Source organism: Streptomyces sp. NBC_01298, assembly GCF_035978755.1.
Classification (GTDB): Bacteria; Actinomycetota; Actinomycetes; order Streptomycetales; family Streptomycetaceae; genus Streptomyces.
On the sequence record NZ_CP108414.1, the window covers coordinates 5,328,199 to 5,345,864 of the forward strand.

Sequence of the window (17,666 nt, forward strand, 5' to 3'; positions counted from 1 at the left end):
GCGGTTCGCTTGCTGGGGAACACCCCGCCCCACGCGGGACTTTGCTCCCATGACCACACCCTCGGGCCCGGCCCGAACCCTCGCACGCACGTTCACTCAGCGTTTCAGCTCCACCCTGCGCGGCGCCCGCCTCGCCCGGCAGCTGGCGCTCGTCGAGCTGCACGACTGGGGGATCCCCGACCGCAGCGGGCTCTCCGAGGACGCCGGGCTGCTCGTCGCGGAGCTCGCCGCCAACGCGGTGACCCATGGGCGGGTCCAGGGGCGGGACTTCGAGCTGCGGATGAGCCTGCTTCCCGGGGCGCTGCGCATCGAGGTGTCCGATGCCCGGCGGGACCGCCGGCCGGCCGTGCGGCCGCACGAGTACGGGGCCGAGACCGGCTACGGCATGCGCCTCGTCGATGCCGTCGCCGCCGACTGGGGGGTCAGGGACCGGGTGGTCGGGAAGACGGTCTGGGCGGAGCTGCGCCTCCTGGGCGCGGTCACGGTCACGGTCACGGTGTAGCCCGCCACCGCGGTGCACTGTCGTCCGGTCTGTCCGGGCTCGCGAAGTGGAACGGGACTCCGAGGTGGGCCGCCAGAGCAGTGCCGGCCCGGGCGGCCGCGGCGGCGTGGGGGTCAAGGGGGCCACGGTCGGCGCCTTCGGCTTCGAGGGCGCGGGTACCCGTGCCCCAGTAGACGGTGGCCAGCGCGTGTTCCCCGGCCGGTTCCTCCGTCACGGCGAGCAGCCGCACGAACCAGTCGTGGACCGTGTCCCCGTCCCAGACGGCCTCGATCGCCACCACCCGGGCCCGGATGCCGGAGGCGATGGCGGCCAGTGACTCCAGGTCGAGCGGGCAGTCGGGGGTGCGGGCCACCCGGTCGCCGAAGTGGACGTAGCGGTCGGAGACCAACTCCTGGGCCTCGTAGAGGCCCACACCCTGGGCGCGGCGGGCCTCCCAGACCACGCGGACGGCGTACATCATGCGGTCCTGGAGGACGTACCCGTCCACCTGGCGGCGGATGCCCTCCGGGAGGCCCTCCCACAGTTCGGCCGTGCCGTCCAGGTCCTCGCTCACGCCGGGTCCTCCGGGACGAACAGGCTGACCTGGTAGGTCGAAGGGTGCTCGAGGCGGCCGCAGAAGAGGTCGATGCGGAGCTGCGACGGGTCGCTGACGGTGCCGTCGGCCCGCAGGCGGCCGACGTACGCCCGGACCTCCGACTCCTCGGCCGTCGAGAACAGCGGCTCCCAGCGGCCGCGGGCGTCCGCCGTCCGCTGGGTGGCTCGAATCCTGCTGCGTGCGCGCTTGCGTTGGCCCGGCATGGGGTCATGTTCGCCGTGGACGGCTCCCCGGTGCCACAGGGTTTCGACCGGCCGGGGTTTCACCTCGCCCCGGCCCCCCCTGCTAGAGGTACTGCCCGAAGTCGTCCAGGATCCGCAGGATCTCCGCCTCGCCCTCCGAGGGGAGCTGGAGGACGACCTCCTCGATGCCCAGGTCGGCGTAGTGGGACATCTTGCCGGGGGTGGGCTGGACGGCGTACGGGACCACCTGGAGGGACTTGGGGTCGCGGCCGGCGGCCTCCCAGACCTGGCGCAGCGCCGGGAGGGACTCCGTCAGGCCGCCTCCGCCGATCGGGAGCCAGCCGTCGCTGTGGTCGGCGATCGCCGCGAAGAGCTTCGGGCCCGCCTGGCCGCCGATCAGGGTGCGGGGGCCGTACAGGGGGACGCCCGGGGCGAGTTCGCGCGGGGTCTGCGCCGGCTTGGGGTGGGCCGAGCTGGCCTGGACGGAGGAGAACTGGCCGACGTACGCCGTGGGGTGCGGGGACCACAGGGTCCGCATCAGGGCCATGCGGTCGCGGACCAGCTCGCGGCGGGTGCGCCACTCGACTCCGTGGTCGGCGGCCTCCTCCACGTTCCAGCCGTAGCCGATGCCGAGCGTGACGCGGCCGCCGGACAGGTGGTCCAGCGTGGCGACCTGCTTCGCGAGGTCGATGGGGTCGTGCTGGGCGACGAGGGTGATGCCGGTGCCGAGGTGGAGCCGCTCGGTGACGGCGGAGGCCTGGCCGAGGGCGACGAAGGGGTCCAGGGTGCGCCCGTACATCTCCGGGAGCTCGCCGCCCATGGGGGCCGGGGTGACGCGGCTGACCGGGATGTGGGTGTGCTCGGGGAGGTAGAGACCGGAGAAGCCGCGTTCCTCCAGGGCGCGGGCGAGGGGGACGGGAGCGATGGTGCGGTCGGTGAGGAAGACGGTCGTGGCGATCCGCATGTGCGCTGACACCTCCGTGGTCTGGGGAGGGCCAAAGTACGGCTTCGCGCGTGCGGACGGCAGGGGCGCGCGTCGGCCATGGCGCGGGGCGGGAGGGGGAGTTGGCGTGGGGGTGGGGCGGGAGGCCTGGGAGGTCCTCCGTGGTCAGCCGCGCGGGTAGCGGGTCAGCCAGTTGGTGGAGGTGGCCGTCGGGCCGTGCAGGGCGGGGCCCTGGGTCATCTCCAGGGCGAAGTCGTCGGCGAGTTCCAGGACCGTGGCCCGGCCCTCGAGACCGGCGAGCCAGGCCGCAGGGAGGGCCGTTTCGCCGTGCTGGGCGCCCAGCAGGGAGCCGCACAGGGCGCCGGTGGCCGCGGAGTCGCCGCCGTGGTTGACGGCGAGGCGCAGGCCGTGCGCCACGTTCTCGGCGACGAGGGCGCAGTACACGGCGACGGCGAGGACCTCTTCGGCGGAACGGCCCTGGCCGGGGGACAGGTCCTCGATGGTCCGCGGTGAGGGGACGCCCGTGGTGACGGCGCCGAGCGCCCGCTGCAGGGCGTCGGTGACGGGCTGGTGGCCGGGGCGGACGCCGAGCAGGCCCAGTGCGCGCTGGACGGCGGAGTCGAGGGACTCGCCGCGGGTCAGGCCGTGGACGATGACGGCGTGCGCGCCGGCCGCCAGGTACGCGGTGGGGTGCCCGTGGCTCTGTACGGCGCACTCGACGGCGAGTTGGAGCACCAGGGCGGACTCCCAGCCGACCAGCAGCCCGAAGGGGGCGGAGCGGGTGGCGGCGCCGGGGTCCACGGCGGCCGGGTTCTTCGGCTGGGCGAGCGTGCCGAGGACTCCGTCGGCGAAGCCGGTCAGGCAGGAGCGGGCGGGGGAGCGGCGGGCGTAGAGCCACTCCTCCTGCGCGAGCCAGCCGTTGTCCTCGCGGCGCTCGTCGGGGCCCCAGTCGCTCTGGGTGAGGGCCCAGCGGAGGTAGGCGCGGTGCACGTCGGTCGGCGGGTGCCAGGCGCCGGTGTCCCGGCGCACGTGGGCCCGTATCAGGCCGTCCAGGGTGAAGAGGCCGAGCTGTGTGGCGGCGGTGACCCGGGTGCGGGGGGCCGTCGGTTCGGTGAGGCCGGCCGGGCCGTGGGTCTCGAGGAGCTCGGGGAGCGAGAGCGGGGCGACGGGTGCGCCGAGGGCGTCGCCGATGGCCGAGCCGAGGAGGGTTCCCCTGACGCGGCTACGGAAGTCCTGCTGCTCGGTGCGGCCCCAGAGGCCGGTGGTGACGGCGGCGCGGCCGCCCAGGGTGGCGCCGGCGGCGGGGCCGGTGGCGGGGCCGAGGCTGGTGGCTCCGCGGGTGGCTCCGCCGGTGGGTGCGGGGGCTGCCTGGAGGGGCGGGGCGGCCTCGGGCCTGCTCTGCTGCTCCCCGGACGTTTCCGTCGCCGTGTCCATCTCGATCCCCCCGGACTGCACGCGCGTGCTCTGGCGGGCACTGTAGTGGACAGTACCGATCGGGTCCGGAAGTAGTCGGTCGCGGGGGCGGTATGAGGGCGTGGAACGGCTTGATTCCGCCGGTCCTCCGGGGGCAAGGGGAAGCCCGTGGGCGCGGTGGTGCGGCACCCACGGGCGGGTTCCAGCCGGGCGTTCCAGCCGGATGTCCTAGCCGGGCGGCGTGCTCAGCAGGCCGTTACCCACAGGGAGCTGATGTTGTCGTTCCGGTTGTACTGGGAGGTGTTGCCCTTCCAGTTGCCCACCGGCCACGTGGAGCCCTGCTTGTTGGTGTCCAGGTAGGTGCAGACCGTCTTGCCGGTCCTGTTCCATACCGAGGAGACCTTGTCGTTCAGGCGGTAGTCGCCCAGGTTGTTGGTGCCGCTGCGGAAGTAGGCCGCTCCGCCGTATCCGTTGTCGTGCTCGTAGACGCAGAACTCGCCGACCTCACAGTTCCGCCAGGGCGTCTCGGCGGCGGGCGCCGCCACCGCCGGTGCGGTGAGTACCGCGGACATGGCCAGGGCCGCCGCGGCCGTGAAGGTGAGGAGGGAGCGTCGCGTTGACATCACAAGATCCGCCTTTGGTTGGGAACATGTGGATTCCTTCCCTCCACTAGAGCATCTGGATGCCGGGAGCCGAGCACGAGAACAAGCCCTTCTCTGGCCCATAGGGGGGCACATGCCGTTTACACGTGCAGACGTGACGTTTCTTCCCGGCCGTCGTCGGCGAGTACCGGTCCCCGTTCCCCCGCCGACCAGGCGCATGGCACGTTTTGACAGTCGCCTTCCCATCGGCTGGTTTCGGCCATGCCGTGTTCACGCGGCGTTATTCGCAGGCCCAGAGTCTCGGGGGCATGAAGAAGGCACTGCTCGCCGCGACCGTCGTCGCCTCCACGCTCACCGTCGCCCTCGTCGCGGCCCCCGCCGCCTCCGCCCACGGGTGGGACTTTCCCTGGGGCAACCACCACGGCAACTCCATCCCCTTCACCGAGGCCACCGTCACCGCCGGTGCCGACGGGGCGTACACCCTGAAGTGGAACGCCAAGGGCGCCAAGCGCGTGGAGATCAAGGCGAACGGCAAGGTCGTCGCCCGGGGCGGCGCCCAGGGCGAGGCCGTGGTCGGCGGGCTGCCCGCGGCCGACCGGCAGTGGTTCGACTTCGAGCCCGAGCGCGGCCAGGGGCTGCGCCTCGCCGACCGGCTGATCAAGCTGGAGGGCACCGCCAACTTCCGTGACGCGGGCGGCTACCGCACCACCAACGGCCAGTGGGTCAAGATGGGCGAGATCTACCGCTCCGACGCCCTGAACAAGCTCACCGACAACGACCTCGCCAAGCTCCAGCGCCTGCGCGTGAAGACGATCTTCGACCTCCGCATGGAGAGCGAGCGCACCAAGGACGTGGACAAGGTCCCGGCCGGCGCGCACTACGTCGTCGCCGACGTCTTCGCCGGCTCCGGCTCCTTCCAGGCCATGCCCAAGACCCCCGACGAGGCCGTCAAGGCCATGGTCGACGCCGAGAAGGCGATGGTCAGCGGGGAGGGCGGCAAGAAGGCCTACACCCAGGTGTTCGAGGGCATCGAGCGCGACCGCGACCGCTCCGTCCTGTTCCACTGCACCGCGGGCAAGGACCGTACCGGCTGGGCGAACGCCTCCCTGCTGACCGCCCTCGGCGTGCCGAGCGAGACCGTGATGGCCGACTACCTGGCCAGCAACGACTACCGCAAGGCCGCCAACGACGCGATCCTCTCGCACCTGCCGGCCGCCCAGGCCGCCGTGTACAAGCCGATGCTCGACGTCCGCGCCGAGTACCTCAACGCCGGGTACGACGAGGTCACCGCGAAGTTCGGCAGCTTCGACGCCTACCTCGAGGACGGCCTCGGCATCGACGGCCGCGAGCTGAAGCAGCTGAAGAAGGACCTCCTGGTCGGCTAGGCCGAGGGGGCCGCGCCCCGGTGGAGAGGACCGAAGGGTCCATTCCACCGGGGCGCGGCTCGCGGTCACGGGTGACGGATCACGGGGTGACGACGACCTCGTCCACGCGGCTGGAGGCGCTGAAGTGGGCCGTGGTGGGCTCGACGAACTTGGCGAGCCAGGAGCCGGTCGCGTCGGCGGTGAACTTCCTGGTGAAGGTGCCGTCCGCGGTGGTCTTGGACAGGCCCATGGGCTTCCACGCGATGGTTCCGGCGGGCCGGAAGTAGTAGCGGACCGTCTGGCCGGCGAAGGGCTTCCAGTCGGGGCTCTTCTCGGTCAGCTTTCCGGTGAGCGTGATCGGTCGGCCCTTCTTGACCGGCTCGGGCGCGGCGTTGAACTCCGGGATGGCCGTCGTCGTCCGTTCGGCGAGCCGCACCGCGGGCGTGACGGAGCCGCGGATGTCCGGGGTACCGACGTACCGCAGTCGCATGAAGCCCGGTCCGGGGTAGCGCACCCGCTCGTCGAACGCGTCTGCCGAGTTGGCCGTGACCGTCTGCTTCCTGACGGTGGTCCAGCCGGTCCTGCCGTCCGCCGAGTACTGGAAGTCCACCTCCAGCGAGGTGATGCCGGCCGGGACCTCCACGCTCAGGAACGTGCCCTTCACTTCCAGGTACTTGCTCTGCAGCAGCGTGGTCCCGAAGCCGATGAACGCGGTGCCGCCGGTGGTGTCCACCGTCACCTCCTGGGTGCCCGAGGACGCCCAGGGACTGTCGGCGCCGATCCGCCAGGTGGTGTCCTTCGTCAGGGGCACGGATCCCTCCAGCCGGCCCGCGCTCCCCGTCGTCAGGTGGTACGGCAGTCCGGCGCCGGTGTCGACGGCGATCCTCAGGCCCGCGGGCGCCGGCTTCCACGAGCCGTCGGCGGACTTCCAGGTGACCGTGCCGCTCACCTTGCCGGCCGTTCCGTAGGGGCCGGTCACGGTCGGGGAGTCCAAGGCGATGCGTGCGGCCGTGGACGCCGTCACGGGCACCGCCACGGAAGCCCGCTCCTCGGAGCCGTTGGCCCTGCTCGCGAGGTGGACGTACGTGGAGTCGTGGCCCGCCCGCGTCGTGCCGGACTCGGCGCCGGAGAAGGTGACCTTCGACGTGAAGTGTCCCTTGGCGTCGGCGGTCAGCGGTGAGCTGACGGTGCCGGTCCGGGTCGTGAACGCGCCGCCCGCGTACGGCTTCAGCGAGCCGTTACGCGGGTCGTAGAGCTTGATGTCACCCGAGACCACGGTGTCCGGCCGCGCGAACGACACCCCGTTCGTGGCCTTCAGGTTCGTGAAGGACGGCCGCACCTGGTAGGTCAGCACGGCCTTGTCCTTGTGGAGGACGGTTTCGCCCCCGGTGCCGTCGTACTCCACGTCGACGGCGTACTCGCCGAGATCGGCGAGCTTCAGCGGGGCGGTCCGTACCGGGAACCACGTGGGGTCCGGGTCCCCGCAGGAATCCGCGCAGGGATCCCAATCCTCCGGACGGACCGGGTGGAAGCTCGTGACGGTGGCGACCCGCTTGGTCGTGCCCTTCTTGCGCAGGTGCACCTTGAGGTCCTTGGGCGGATCACCGGAGAAGTCCAGGGTGACCGTCTCGTGCTCCACGCGTGCGCTGAAGCCCTTCGGCCGGGATTCGTCGGCCTGGGCGGCCGTGGGCACGGCCAGTACGGCTCCCAGAGCCGTCGCCGTGCAGAGCACGGCGGTGATGCGCTTGTTCATGTATCCCCCGGGGATGACGTCCGTCACTCACCGAGGAGACCGCTCACCCCGCCCGATGGTTGTACGGGGACGGGGTGTGTGCGGACGCGTCCGTGCGCGCGCCGGCCCGGCGGCTCACGCACGGACGCGTCCGGCGGCGACTCAGTCCAGGACCGGCAGCAGCTCCGGCAGGTGGCCGTCCGAGGCGCGGGCCGCGGCCTGCCGCTCCTGCGGTACCTCCCCGTAGAGGGTCGTACGGGCCTTCGCGGGCCGGCCGGCGGCCTCGGCGACGGCGATCAGGTCCCGCACGGACTTGTACGAGCCGTAGCTGGAGCCGGCCATCCGCGAGATGGTCTCCTCCATCAGGGTTCCGCCCAGGTCGTTGGCGCCCGAGCGGAGCATCTCGGCCGCGCCCTCCGAGCCCAGCTTCACCCAGCTGGTCTGGATGTTGGTGATGTGCGGGTGGAGCAGGATGCGGGCCATCGCCGTCACGGCGCGGTTGTCGCGCACCGTCGGGCCGGGGCGCGCGATGCCCGCGAGGTAGACGGGGGCGTTGGTGTGGATGAAGGGGAGGGTCACGAACTCCGTGAAGCCCTCCACCCCCTTGGCGTGCGCCTCCTGCTGCATGCGCGCCAGCGTGCGGAAGTGGCCCAGCCAGTGGCGGGGCTGGTCCACGTGCCCGTACATCATCGTGGAGGAGGAGCGGATGCCCAGCTCGTGCGCGGTGGAGACCACGTCGATCCAGTCCGCCGTCGGCAGCTTGCCCTTGGTGAGGACCCAGCGGACCTCGTCGTCCAGGATCTCCGCCGCCGTACCGGGGATGGAGTCGAGACCGGCCTCCTTGGCCGCGGTCAGCCAGTCCCGTACCGACATCCCCGTGCGCGTCGCGCCGTTGACGACTTCCATCGGGGAGAAGGCGTGCACGTGCATGCCGGGCACGCGCGCCTTCACGGCCCGCGCGATGTCGAAGTAGGCCGTCCCGGGCAGGTCCGGGTGGATCCCGCCCTGCATGCACACCTCGACCGCGCCCACGTCCCACGCCTGCGCGGCCCGGTCGGCGACCTGGTCGAGCGAGAGGGTGTACGCGTCCGCGTCCGTGCGGCGCTGCGCGAAGGCGCAGAAGCGGCAGCCGGTGTAACAGACGTTGGTGAAGTTGATGTTGCGGGTCACGATGTACGTGACGTCCTCGCCCACCACGGACTTGCGCAGGTCGTCCGCGATCCGGCAGAGCGCGTCCAGCGCCGGGCCGTCCGCGTGCAGCAGGGCGAGCGCCTGCTCGTCGGTGAGCTTCGTCGGGTCGTCGGCGGCCTGCGCGAGCGCCGCCCGTACGTCGGTGTCGATGCGCTCGGGATCGGGGACCATGCCGGGGGCCGCGGCCTCGCGCAGGGCCTCCCAGTCGCCGTAGACCTCGTCGAAGTCGTCGCGGCGGTCGCCGGTACGGCCCTGCGTGTCGATGGTGGTGTGCAGGTCGGTGCGGCCGTAGGCGGTGAAGCCCTCGTCCGGCTCCTGCCACGGCCGGCCCTCGACGGTCGCGGACTCGTCCGCGAGCCCGCTGTCCGCGTCGGCCAGCGCGCGTACGTGGGGCAGCAGGCGGGGGTCCAGCCAGGGCTCGCCGCGCTGGAGGAACTCCGGGTAGATGGTGAGGCGTTCGCGGAGCTCGAAACCGGCGGACGCGGTGCGCTCGGCGAGCTCCTCGATGTGCGGCCAGGGGCGCTCGGGGTTCACGTGGTCGGGGGTGAGCGGGGAGACCCCGCCCCAGTCGTCGATGCCGGCGCCGACGATCAGCGCGTACTCGGAGTCCACCAGGTTCGGCGGGGCCTGGATGCGGGCGCTCGGTCCCAGGATGTGGCGGGCCACGGCGATGGCCGCCGCGAGCTCCTCCAGCTCCGCGTCGGGCATGGCGCGCATGGCGGTGTCGGGCTTGGCCCGGAAGTTCTGGACGATGACTTCCTGGATGCCGTGGTAGCTGCGCTGGATCCGGCGCAGCTCGAAGAAGGCGTCCGCGCGCTCCTCGTAGGACTCGCCGATGCCGATCAGCACCCCGGTGGTGAAGGGCACGTTGGAGCGTCCGGCGTCTTCGAGCACGCGCAGCCGGACGGCCGGGTCCTTGTCGGGGGAGCCGTGGTGGGGGCCGCCGGGCTCGGACCACAGGCGGGTGGCGGTGGTCTCCAGCATCATGCCCATGGACGGGGCGACGGGCTTGAGGCGCTGGAGGTCCGACCAGGACAGCACACCGGGGTTGAGGTGGGGGAGGAGGCCGGTCTCCTCCAGGACGCGGATGGCCATGGCGCGCACGTAGGCGAGGGTGTCGTCGTAGCCGTGCGCGTCGAGCCACTCGCGGGCCTCGGGCCAGCGGTCCTCCGGCCGGTCGCCGAGCGTGAACAGTGCTTCCTTGCAGCCGAGGGCCGCACCCTTGCGGGCTATGTCGAGGACCTCGTCGGGGGACAGGTACATCCCGTGGCCCTCGCGGCGGAGCTTGCCGGGGACCGTGACGAAGGTGCAGTAGTGGCACTTGTCGCGGCACAGCCGGGTGAGGGGGATGAAGACCTTGCGCGAGTAGGTGATGACGCCGGGCCGCCCCGCGGCTTGGAGGCCGGAGTCCCTGACCCGAGCGGCGGAGGCGGCGAGGTCCTTCAGGGCCTCGCCGCGCGCCTGCAGGAGTACGGCCGCCTCGGTCGCGTCGAGCGCGACGCCGTCGCGGGCGCGGCGGAGCGCGCGGCGCATCGAGTTCTCGGTCGGAGCGTCACTCGGAGTGGTCATGGCCCGAGCATACGATCAGCTCGCGCGCGCACGGAGGGGCTCATCGCATCAGTTCCCCGGCGTTGACCAGCAGAGACTGGCCTGTTATCGCCCGTGCGCGGTCGGAGGCGAGGAAGGCGGCGGCGTCCGCGACGTCCCCGTCGGTGGCCAGGTCGGGCAGTGCCATGCGGTCGGTGAGGCGGGCGTGCACCTCGGCCTCCGGGACGCCCTCGGTGTGCGCGGTGAAGGTGACGAAGGCCTGGACCGGGGGGCCCCACATCCAGCCGGGGAGCACGGTGTTCACGCGGATGCGGTGCGGGCCGAGCTCGCGGGCCATGGAGTACATGGCGGAGGTCAGGGCGCCCTTGGAGGCGGCGTAGGCGGCCTGCTGCACCTCGTTGGGGGAGGCGATGGCCGACTGGGTGCCGATGATGACGACGGAGCCGCCGGCGCGCTTCAGCGCGGGCAGGCAGGCGCGGGTCATGCGCAGGGTGCCGAGGAGGTTGACGTCGAGGATCTGCTGCCAGGTGCCGAAGTCGGCGTCTTCCAGGCCGCCGAAGTACGAGTCCCAGGCGGCGACGTGGACGACGGCGTCGACCCCGCCGAAGCGGTCCTGGGCGAGTGCGGCGAGTGCTTCGCACTGGCGCTCGTCGGAGATGTCGGTCGGGAGGTACGCGGTGTGCGTGCCGTCGGGGTCGATCTCGGCGGCGGCCTTGGCGAGGTTGGCCTCGGTCCGGGCCCCGAGCACGGCGTTGCCGCCGTCGCGGACGACGGTGGCGGCGACCTGGTGGCCGAGGCCGGCGCCTACGCCGGAGACGATGACGGTCTTGCCCTGCAGCAGTAGCGGCGACGGTGACATGATGCAGCCCTCCTGGCGGCCCGATGGATCTGACGGGGCGTCAGGCTACGGTGTGGGGGGCGGGGAGGGAAGGGTGTGCGGGTGCGGGTGCGGGGTCCCGGGTGCGGCGGCGTTGCCGGGGACGCTGTCCCCGGGCCCCTGCGCCTCAAGCGCCGGCGGGGCTGGGGTTGTGCCGGTGTGGTGCTTGCTGCGGGCGGGGGTCGGTGCCGGGGGCGGGGTGGGGTGTTGGCCTGGACTGCATGATTTAGGCGCCCTGTGCCCTGCTTCGACAGTGATTCCGAGAAGTGCGCCACAAATCACGCTTTACGTCCCGGCCAACACCCCACCCCGCCCCCGTCCCCGCCCCCGGTACGCAGCCCCCGACCGCGTCGTTCTTTCAGCCGTCCGGCGTTTGAGGACCGGGGTCTGGGGCGGAGCCCCAGGGGTCCGGGCGCAGCCCGGGGCCCCCTTCCGGCCCGCCCGTGCTACTCCAGCCGTCCGGCGTTTGAGGACCGGGGTTTGGGGCGGAGCCCCAGGGTCCGGGCGCAGCCCGGTAGCCCTGCTCTTGAGCCCGTCCGGCGTTTGAGGACCGGGGTCCGGGCAGCGCCCGGGGAACGGTGGAAGGGCGGGTAGGGGACTCCGCCCCGCGCAGCGGCAACGGTCGCAGCAGGGGACTTCGCCCGCGCAGCGGTAAGGGTCGCGGCAAGGGACTCTCCGCCCCGCGCAGCGGTGAGGGGGGCGCGCCGCAGGGTGGGTTAGGGGGTCAGGCGGGTTAGGCCCTGGTGGATCTCCGGGGCCGTGTGCGTCGTGAAGGACAGGCGGAGGGTTCGGGGGTCCGGGTCGCGGGCGAAGAAGGGGGCTCCGGGGACGAAGGCGACCCCGCGGGAGGTGGCCGCGCGGAGCAAGGCCATCGCGTCGTGTCCCTCGGGCAGCCGGGCCCAGACGAACATCCCGCCCTCCGGGCGGTTCCACGTGGAGCCCGGCGGCAGGGCGGTGGGCAGGCCCGACAGGAGGGCATCGCGCCGGATCCGGTACGCGTCGCGGACCCCCGCCACGTGCGCGTCGAGGTCCGCCGTACGCAAGTACTCCGCCGCCGCCAGCTGGTCGACCGTCGAGGTGTGCAGGTCCGCCGCCTGCTTCGCGAGCGCCGCGCCCCGCAGCAGCGCGGCCGGCGCGCGCAGCCAGCCGAGCCGGAGCCCGGGGGCCATGACCTTCGAGAAGCTGCCGAGCAGCGCCGTGCGGTCCTCGGCCCCGGGGTAGGAGGCGAGCCGGGGCAGCGCGCGGCCCTCGTAGCGGAGTTCACCGTACGGGTCGTCCTCCAGGAGCCACAGGCCGAGCCGGGCCGCGACGGCCGCGATCTCTGCGCGGCGGTCGGCGGGGAGGGTGCGTCCGGTCGGGTTCTGGAAGGTGGGGATCGTGTAGAGCAGCTTGGGGCGTTCGCGGGCGACGAGTTCGGCCAGGGCGTCCGGGAGGATGCCCTGGTCGTCGCACGGGACGGGGATCACCCGGGCGCCGGCGAGCTCGAACCCCTGGAGCGCCGCCAGGTAGGTGGGGTTCTCGACGAGCACCGCGTCGCCCGGCTCGATGAGCGCGGTCGTGATCAGGCCGAGCCCCTGCTGCGATCCGGTGGTGATCAGCAGGTCGTCGGCGGTGGTCGGCAGTCCTTGCCGGCCGATCCGGGCCGCCACCGCCGCGCGCAGTTCGGGGTCGCCCTCGGTGGTCGAGTACTGGAGGGCGCGGCCCGCGGACCGCGCGAAGGCGGCGTCGTACGCCGCCCGCAGGCCCTCGGTGTCGAAGAGCTCGGGGGCGGGCAGGCCGCCGGCGAAGGAGATCATGCCGGGCTGGGCGGTGACGGCGAGGATCTCGCGCACGGCGGAGGGAGCGGTCGTACGGATCCGGGCGGCGAAGGGCGGCGGCGGGGTGGTGACCGGCGGGGTGGTGACCGGCGAGGTGGAGGGCGGTGCGGAGGCGGGCGCTGAGGCGGGCACGGTGGCTCCTTCGGGAGGCGGGTGCGGGCATCGTAGCCGTGAATAGGTGTAGACGGCAGCTATGTATCGGATACTGAACGGCCCCCAGGGACTCCACATCTGACGTCGCATCAGCTAGACCGTCTCCCATGACAGCAGACGAGCGGAACACGCGGGCCGACGACTACGCCGAGCTCGCCTCGGTCGGCCCCTACGGAGTCCACCCCGGCCACGCGCTGATCACCATGGTCGAACCGCACCCGGGCCACGAGTTCGCGTACAACCGCTGGTACGAGGACGACCACTACTACGCCGGCGCCATGGCCATGCCCTGGATGTTCGCCGGCCGCCGCTGGGTGGCCACCCGCGAGCTCCAGGAGCTGCGCTACCCGGAGAAGTCGGCGGTGGCCCAGCCCGTGACCGCGGGGTGCTACATCTCCACGTACTGGGTCACCGAGGGCCGCTACGACGAGCACATGAAGTGGACCGTCGGCATCAACAAGCGCCTCAACCGCGACGGCCGGGTCTACCAGGACCGCACGCACGTCTTCACCGCGTTCCAGGACCACGAGGCCACCGTCTACCGGGACGGCGCCGCGGGCCCCCGCGACTTCCACGCCCTCGACCACCCGTACGGCGGGCTCGTGGTGCAGGTCGTCGACGCGGAGGGCCCGGAGCGGCGGGCCGAGCTGCTGGAGTGGCTGCGCTCGCGGGCCCTGCCGAAGCGGCTGGCCGGCTCACCGGCCGCGATGGTCACGGTCTTCCGGCCGACGCCGCTGCCGGGCGACCGGATGACGTACGTGAAGCAGGTGGAGGGGGTCGATACCCGACTGACCCTGCTGTGGTTCCTGGAGGCCGACCCGCGCGAGTGCTGGGACCGGTTCCAGGGGCTGGACGCGGAGGTCGCGGAGTCGGGGCTGGGCCGGGTGGAGCTGGTGGCCCCGTTCATCCCGACGGTGCCGGGGACGGACCGGTACGTCGATCAGCTGAGGTAGGCCGGGGACGGAGGCGCCGGGGGCCGGGGGCCGGGGCCCGGACATGGCCGAGCCCCCTCGGCAGGCGACGGCGGGCCGGTCGAGAGGGCTCCAGTCAGTGGTGCAGGTGCTGCTGGTGGTGCGGGTCTTGCTGGTGGTGCCGGTCTTGCGGTGGAGCCGGTGGCACCGGTCGTGTGAGGGCGGTCCGGGAGGGTCACTTCGACGTTCAGGCGAGGCGTCCCAGGCGGCCCTCGGTCACATCGGCGACGAAGGAGGTCCAGGAGCCGGGCGCGAAGGTGAGGGACGGACCGTCCTGCGCCTTCGAGTCACGGACCGCGATGGCCTCCATGACGGGGGACTTGACCTCGACGCAGGCACCGTTGGCGGAGTACGAGGACTTGGTCCAGTTTTCCGTTGCACCTTGACGAATAGCCATGTTTCTCTCCGGTTCAGCGAGTGGTTCCGGTGTCATGTCGGCCATTGCTCCGGCTGACGTGATCGACGCTACCCGCAGCTCCCGTTGTACGAAGGGGGCGTTCACCCGACCGAGTGGCATATTCCATTCAGGTCTTCTGCCACCGGGGAGTGACGGTGTACCGTACCGGCCTTTTCGCCGAACCCCCTTACCCCTTGCCCGCGAAGTCCTCGATGATCTGCGCGATGAACTGCCGCGTCTGGTCCACGTTGTGGGCCTGTGCGCGCAGATGTTCGTACATCACGCTGTATTTCTGGACGTCGTTGGCCTTCTCCAGATACAAGTCGCTCGTCACGCCTTCGATGTAGACGACCGTGGAGTCCGAAGCGTCCGGGAATTCCAGAATGGCGTACTGCCCGTTGACGCCCGGGTGGGCGCCCACCGAGAAGGGCATCACCTGGACCGTGACGTGCGGCTTCTCCGACTGCTCTATCAGGAATTCCAGCTGCCGGATCATGAGCTGGGCGTCGCCCACGTGCCGCCGCAGGGCGGCCTCGTCGATGACCGCCCACAGGCGCAGCGGTCCGATCTCGGGATTGCTGTTCTCGGTCTCGTGCAGCCGCTTCTGGCGGTGCATCCGGACCTGCACGCGCTTCTCCACGTCGACGGGAGCCGTCTCCGGCCACGCGCCGCGGACGAGCGACTGGGCGTACTCCGGGGTCTGGAGCAGCCCCGGGATCACCAGGGGTTCGTAGGTGCGCAGGCTGGCGGCGTCCGTCTCCAGGCCGATGTAGACGCTGTACGGGATGTCGCCGAAGGCGTGCCACCAGCCCTGCTGGCGGGAATCCTTGGCCATCTGCATGAGGGAGTCGACGAGCCGCCGGTCCTCGACCTCGTAGACGTCGCACAGATCGCGGACGTCGCGCTGACTGATGGAACGGCGGCCGTTCTCCAGCCGGCTGATCTTCGACTGGGAGACGAGCAGGCGTTCCGCGACCTGCTCGGCCGTCATGCCTTTGTCCTCGCGCAGTTTGCGCAACTCCATGCCCAGTCGGCGGCGTCGGACGGTGGGATTGACATTGGACGCCACGTGAACGGCACCTCCGCCTTCTTCTGTTGCTGTTTCTGTCTCTTTGCTGTCTCTCTGCGTGTCTGCTGGTGAGCAGACTGCCACCGAAGGACGTGACCCCGCTGGGGAACGGGTGGGAACGGGTGGGAAAAGCAAACGCGCGGGCCGACGGGACCGGCGTACCGGCCCCGTCGCCCCGCGCGTCGGCGGTTGCGATCACTGCTTGCCCTGCTTGTCCTGCCTGCCCTGCTGGTCCTGCTTGTCCTACGTGTGCTGCCGGTGGATCAGTGCGCGGCCACGCGGGCCATCGCACCGGTCCGGCGCGGCTGCAGGGCGGCGGCTGTCGCCGTTGCCCTGGCGGGCTGTGCCGGTGCCCGGTCGCGGCGTGGCTGTGCGGCCACGCCGTTCTGGACGTCCATGACGGCGTGAGCCACCAGTCCGCCCATCGGGTCGTGCCGGATCAGGTCCCGCAGTCGGGACCTGGACGACCGCCCCTCGTTGCCGGGGTACAGGTGCTTGCCGAGTCCGACCGCGTGGGCCAGTGCGGCAAGCGCCGCGGTCCGCGGGTCCGGCGGTACGCCGGTGCGGATCGCACTGTCCAGCCGGCCACGGATCTCCCGGCTGATCGCTGTGTCGGTCGCTTGGTAGCGAGTCGTCGGCAGCACCCCGCACATCTGGCCCGCGACGGCATGAACCATGCCGCAACGCTCCAGGTGAGCGAGGTAAATCTGACGGAGCCCCAGTCGGGGTCCGCCGATCCAGTGGACCGCCCGAACCGGGCTGCCGCGCCTGCGCAGCAGTTCCAGTGCGGAGTCCAGAGTCGGATCTCCTGTCGGCCGTGGCATCACCACGGCGATACGATCCCCATCAGGGGCTATCCGTCCTGCCAGAGCCAGCTCCACTAGCTGTGCCCCGGCCAGGCCGAGGTCGAGCGACTGCGGCTGCGCCGTGGTACCCGTGGCCGGGTCCAAGGCGAGCAGCAAAAGCTCCTCCGGAATCGTTCTGCGGCTCTTGCCCATCCATGCCTCCCCGCGTGGATGAGTGACAGGGTGACGCCTCTCACATTCATCTGTCGAGAGTGCCTGGCCGCTTTGTGGGGGAACCGTCAGCTATGTCGTTCTCGTCTAGCACGGGGGCGATGCCCCCTAGACGGGACACTGTTAGACATTCGGACAGCCGGGCGTGAAGGCGATCGAGGAGGAACTGGTGGCGGGCGAGTCCCCCGACAAGTCGGTTGATGAAGGAACGTCGGGGACGGCGGAGTCGTCCGAGGGGCGTGACCCGAGGGTGTCGCTGTTCGGCCCGAGGGACTCGGAGGACGGTCCCGCGGACCGCGATCCGCTGCGCGAAGCGGTGGCCGCGTGGGTGGCCACGGCGGAGCCCTCCCCCTCCGGGGACGAGCAGGGCGAGACGCCGGCCGCGCCGGGCGCGCGGACCGAGGTCTTCAGGGCCCTGCCCGCGGACGCGGCCGCCGGCACGGGTGCCGACTCCGATCCTGCCCCCGGCTCCGATCCCGATGCCGCGTCCGATCCCGCGTCCGATCCCGCGTCCGATCCTGCTTCCGCTTCGGATTCCGCTTCGGGGTCCGAGGGCGGCGATCGGCCCGCCGGTGCGGCGCTCGAGAGCGAGCGCACGGCGGTGTTCCGCACCGTGACGCCCCCGCCTGCCCGTGCCGCGGATTCCGCGGCCTCCACCTCCTCCGCCTCCTCCGCCGATTCCACCGGTTCTCCCGGTTCTCCCGAGTCGTCGGGTTCCGCTTCCGGGCGTGCGGGTGCCTCGGATGCCAGGCCCGCAGCCGCGGCGGTATCCGGTACGGACACCGGCCGACCTGCGGCTTCGGCGTCCGCGTCCGGTACCGCTTCCGGGGCCGGGTCCTCGGGCGCGCCCGTCGGTGGCGACCGTACGACCGCCTTCCGTGCCGTGACGCCTCCGGCCGATGCCGACCGCTCCGACCGCGCCGAGGGCGCCGCTTCGGCCGCCGCCGGGTCGGTCGGGGGTGACCGCACGGCGTCGTTCCGTACGGCTACGCCTCCGGCCGGCACGGGTCTGCCCGCGGATTCCGGTACGGGTTCCGCTTCCGGCACCTCGGGCGGATCCGAGGCTGCCGCCGGGTCGGTCGAGAGCGAGCGCACGGCGGTGTTCCGTACGGTCACGCCGCCGGCCCGCGCCGGCCGCCCCGCGGACTCCGCCGCGGCCCCGGCACCGGCCGGCCCCGCCGACAGCGAGCGCACGGCCGTCTTCCGCATGCCGACCACCCCGGCGGCGTCCCGCAACGAGACGGACCCCGGTACCCAGGCCCCCTCGGGCACCCCGGCCTCGCCCGGTACCCGG

The 17,666-nt window shown here is 72.2% G+C and carries 15 protein-coding genes; 3 read left to right on the forward strand and 12 right to left on the reverse strand.

Translation table 11 applies throughout. The features are described from left to right. Positions 1-49: 49 nt before the first annotated feature. Positions 50-502, forward strand: coding sequence for an ATP-binding protein (locus OG730_RS24315; protein WP_327306230.1), 453 nt, complete (start codon positions 50-52; stop codon positions 500-502). Here the strand turns inward: OG730_RS24315 and OG730_RS24320 are convergent. The 5 genes from OG730_RS24320 to OG730_RS24340 form a co-directional block, all read right to left on the reverse strand. Next, positions 492-1,055 carry a hypothetical protein gene (locus OG730_RS24320; RefSeq protein ID WP_327306231.1) on the reverse strand — a complete coding sequence of 188 codons (564 nt, stop codon included), beginning with the start codon at positions 1,053-1,055 and terminating at the stop codon, positions 492-494. The genes OG730_RS24315 and OG730_RS24320 overlap by 11 nt on opposite strands. Beyond that, positions 1,052-1,300, reverse strand: coding sequence for a hypothetical protein (locus tag OG730_RS24325; RefSeq protein ID WP_327306232.1), 249 nt, complete (start codon positions 1,298-1,300; stop codon positions 1,052-1,054). The genes OG730_RS24320 and OG730_RS24325 overlap by 4 nt, the downstream gene beginning before the upstream one ends. Positions 1,301-1,382: 82 nt before the next feature. Further along, on the reverse strand, positions 1,383-2,243 hold the full coding sequence (locus OG730_RS24330; protein WP_327306233.1) for a TIGR03619 family F420-dependent LLM class oxidoreductase: 861 nt from the start codon (positions 2,241-2,243) through the stop codon (positions 1,383-1,385). A 144-nt stretch (positions 2,244-2,387) separates the two neighbouring features. Further along, on the reverse strand, positions 2,388-3,656 hold the full coding sequence (locus OG730_RS24335; protein WP_327306234.1) for an ADP-ribosylglycohydrolase family protein: 1,269 nt from the start codon (positions 3,654-3,656) through the stop codon (positions 2,388-2,390). Positions 3,657-3,880: 224 nt separating this feature from the next. Next, positions 3,881-4,258, reverse strand: coding sequence for a peptidase inhibitor family I36 protein (locus tag OG730_RS24340; RefSeq protein WP_327306235.1), 378 nt, complete (start codon positions 4,256-4,258; stop codon positions 3,881-3,883). A gap of 287 nt (positions 4,259-4,545) precedes the next feature. Between OG730_RS24340 and OG730_RS24345 the strand changes: the two genes are divergently transcribed. After that, a complete protein-coding gene (locus tag OG730_RS24345; RefSeq protein WP_327306236.1) occupies positions 4,546-5,622 on the forward strand; it encodes a tyrosine-protein phosphatase in 1,077 nt (358 codons plus the stop codon). A gap of 79 nt (positions 5,623-5,701) precedes the next feature. On the opposite strand, the gene OG730_RS24350 is transcribed toward OG730_RS24345, so the two are convergent. From OG730_RS24350 to OG730_RS24365, 4 genes are all read right to left on the reverse strand, one after another. Then, positions 5,702-7,354, reverse strand: coding sequence for a hypothetical protein (locus OG730_RS24350; protein WP_327306237.1), 1,653 nt, complete (start codon positions 7,352-7,354; stop codon positions 5,702-5,704). A 141-nt stretch (positions 7,355-7,495) separates the two neighbouring features. Then, on the reverse strand, positions 7,496-10,093 hold the full coding sequence (locus OG730_RS24355; protein ID WP_327306238.1) for a bifunctional FO biosynthesis protein CofGH: 2,598 nt from the start codon (positions 10,091-10,093) through the stop codon (positions 7,496-7,498). Positions 10,094-10,133: 40 nt separating this feature from the next. After that, complete coding sequence (locus tag OG730_RS24360; RefSeq protein WP_327306239.1) at positions 10,134-10,931, reverse strand: SDR family oxidoreductase; 798 nt, start codon at positions 10,929-10,931, stop codon at positions 10,134-10,136. 734 nt (positions 10,932-11,665) lie between these two features. Further along, entirely contained in the window at positions 11,666-12,898 is a 1,233-nt protein-coding gene (locus OG730_RS24365; RefSeq protein WP_442814998.1) for an aminotransferase-like domain-containing protein, read from the reverse strand. A 128-nt stretch (positions 12,899-13,026) separates the two neighbouring features. On the opposite strand from OG730_RS24365, the gene OG730_RS24370 reads away from it, so the two are divergent. After that, positions 13,027-13,872, forward strand: coding sequence for a hypothetical protein (locus tag OG730_RS24370; protein ID WP_327306240.1), 846 nt, complete (start codon positions 13,027-13,029; stop codon positions 13,870-13,872). 205 nt (positions 13,873-14,077) lie between these two features. On the opposite strand, the gene OG730_RS24375 is transcribed toward OG730_RS24370, so the two are convergent. From OG730_RS24375 to OG730_RS24385, 3 genes are all read right to left on the reverse strand, one after another. After that, complete coding sequence (locus tag OG730_RS24375; RefSeq protein WP_327306241.1) at positions 14,078-14,287, reverse strand: DUF397 domain-containing protein; 210 nt, start codon at positions 14,285-14,287, stop codon at positions 14,078-14,080. Between the two features lie 187 nt (positions 14,288-14,474). Further along, complete coding sequence (locus OG730_RS24380) at positions 14,475-15,356, reverse strand: helix-turn-helix domain-containing protein (RefSeq protein ID WP_266878421.1); 882 nt, start codon at positions 15,354-15,356, stop codon at positions 14,475-14,477. A gap of 263 nt (positions 15,357-15,619) precedes the next feature. Then, positions 15,620-16,354 carry a GOLPH3/VPS74 family protein gene (locus OG730_RS24385; protein WP_327306242.1) on the reverse strand — a complete coding sequence of 245 codons (735 nt, stop codon included), beginning with the start codon at positions 16,352-16,354 and terminating at the stop codon, positions 15,620-15,622. Positions 16,355-17,666: the final 1,312 nt, after the last annotated feature.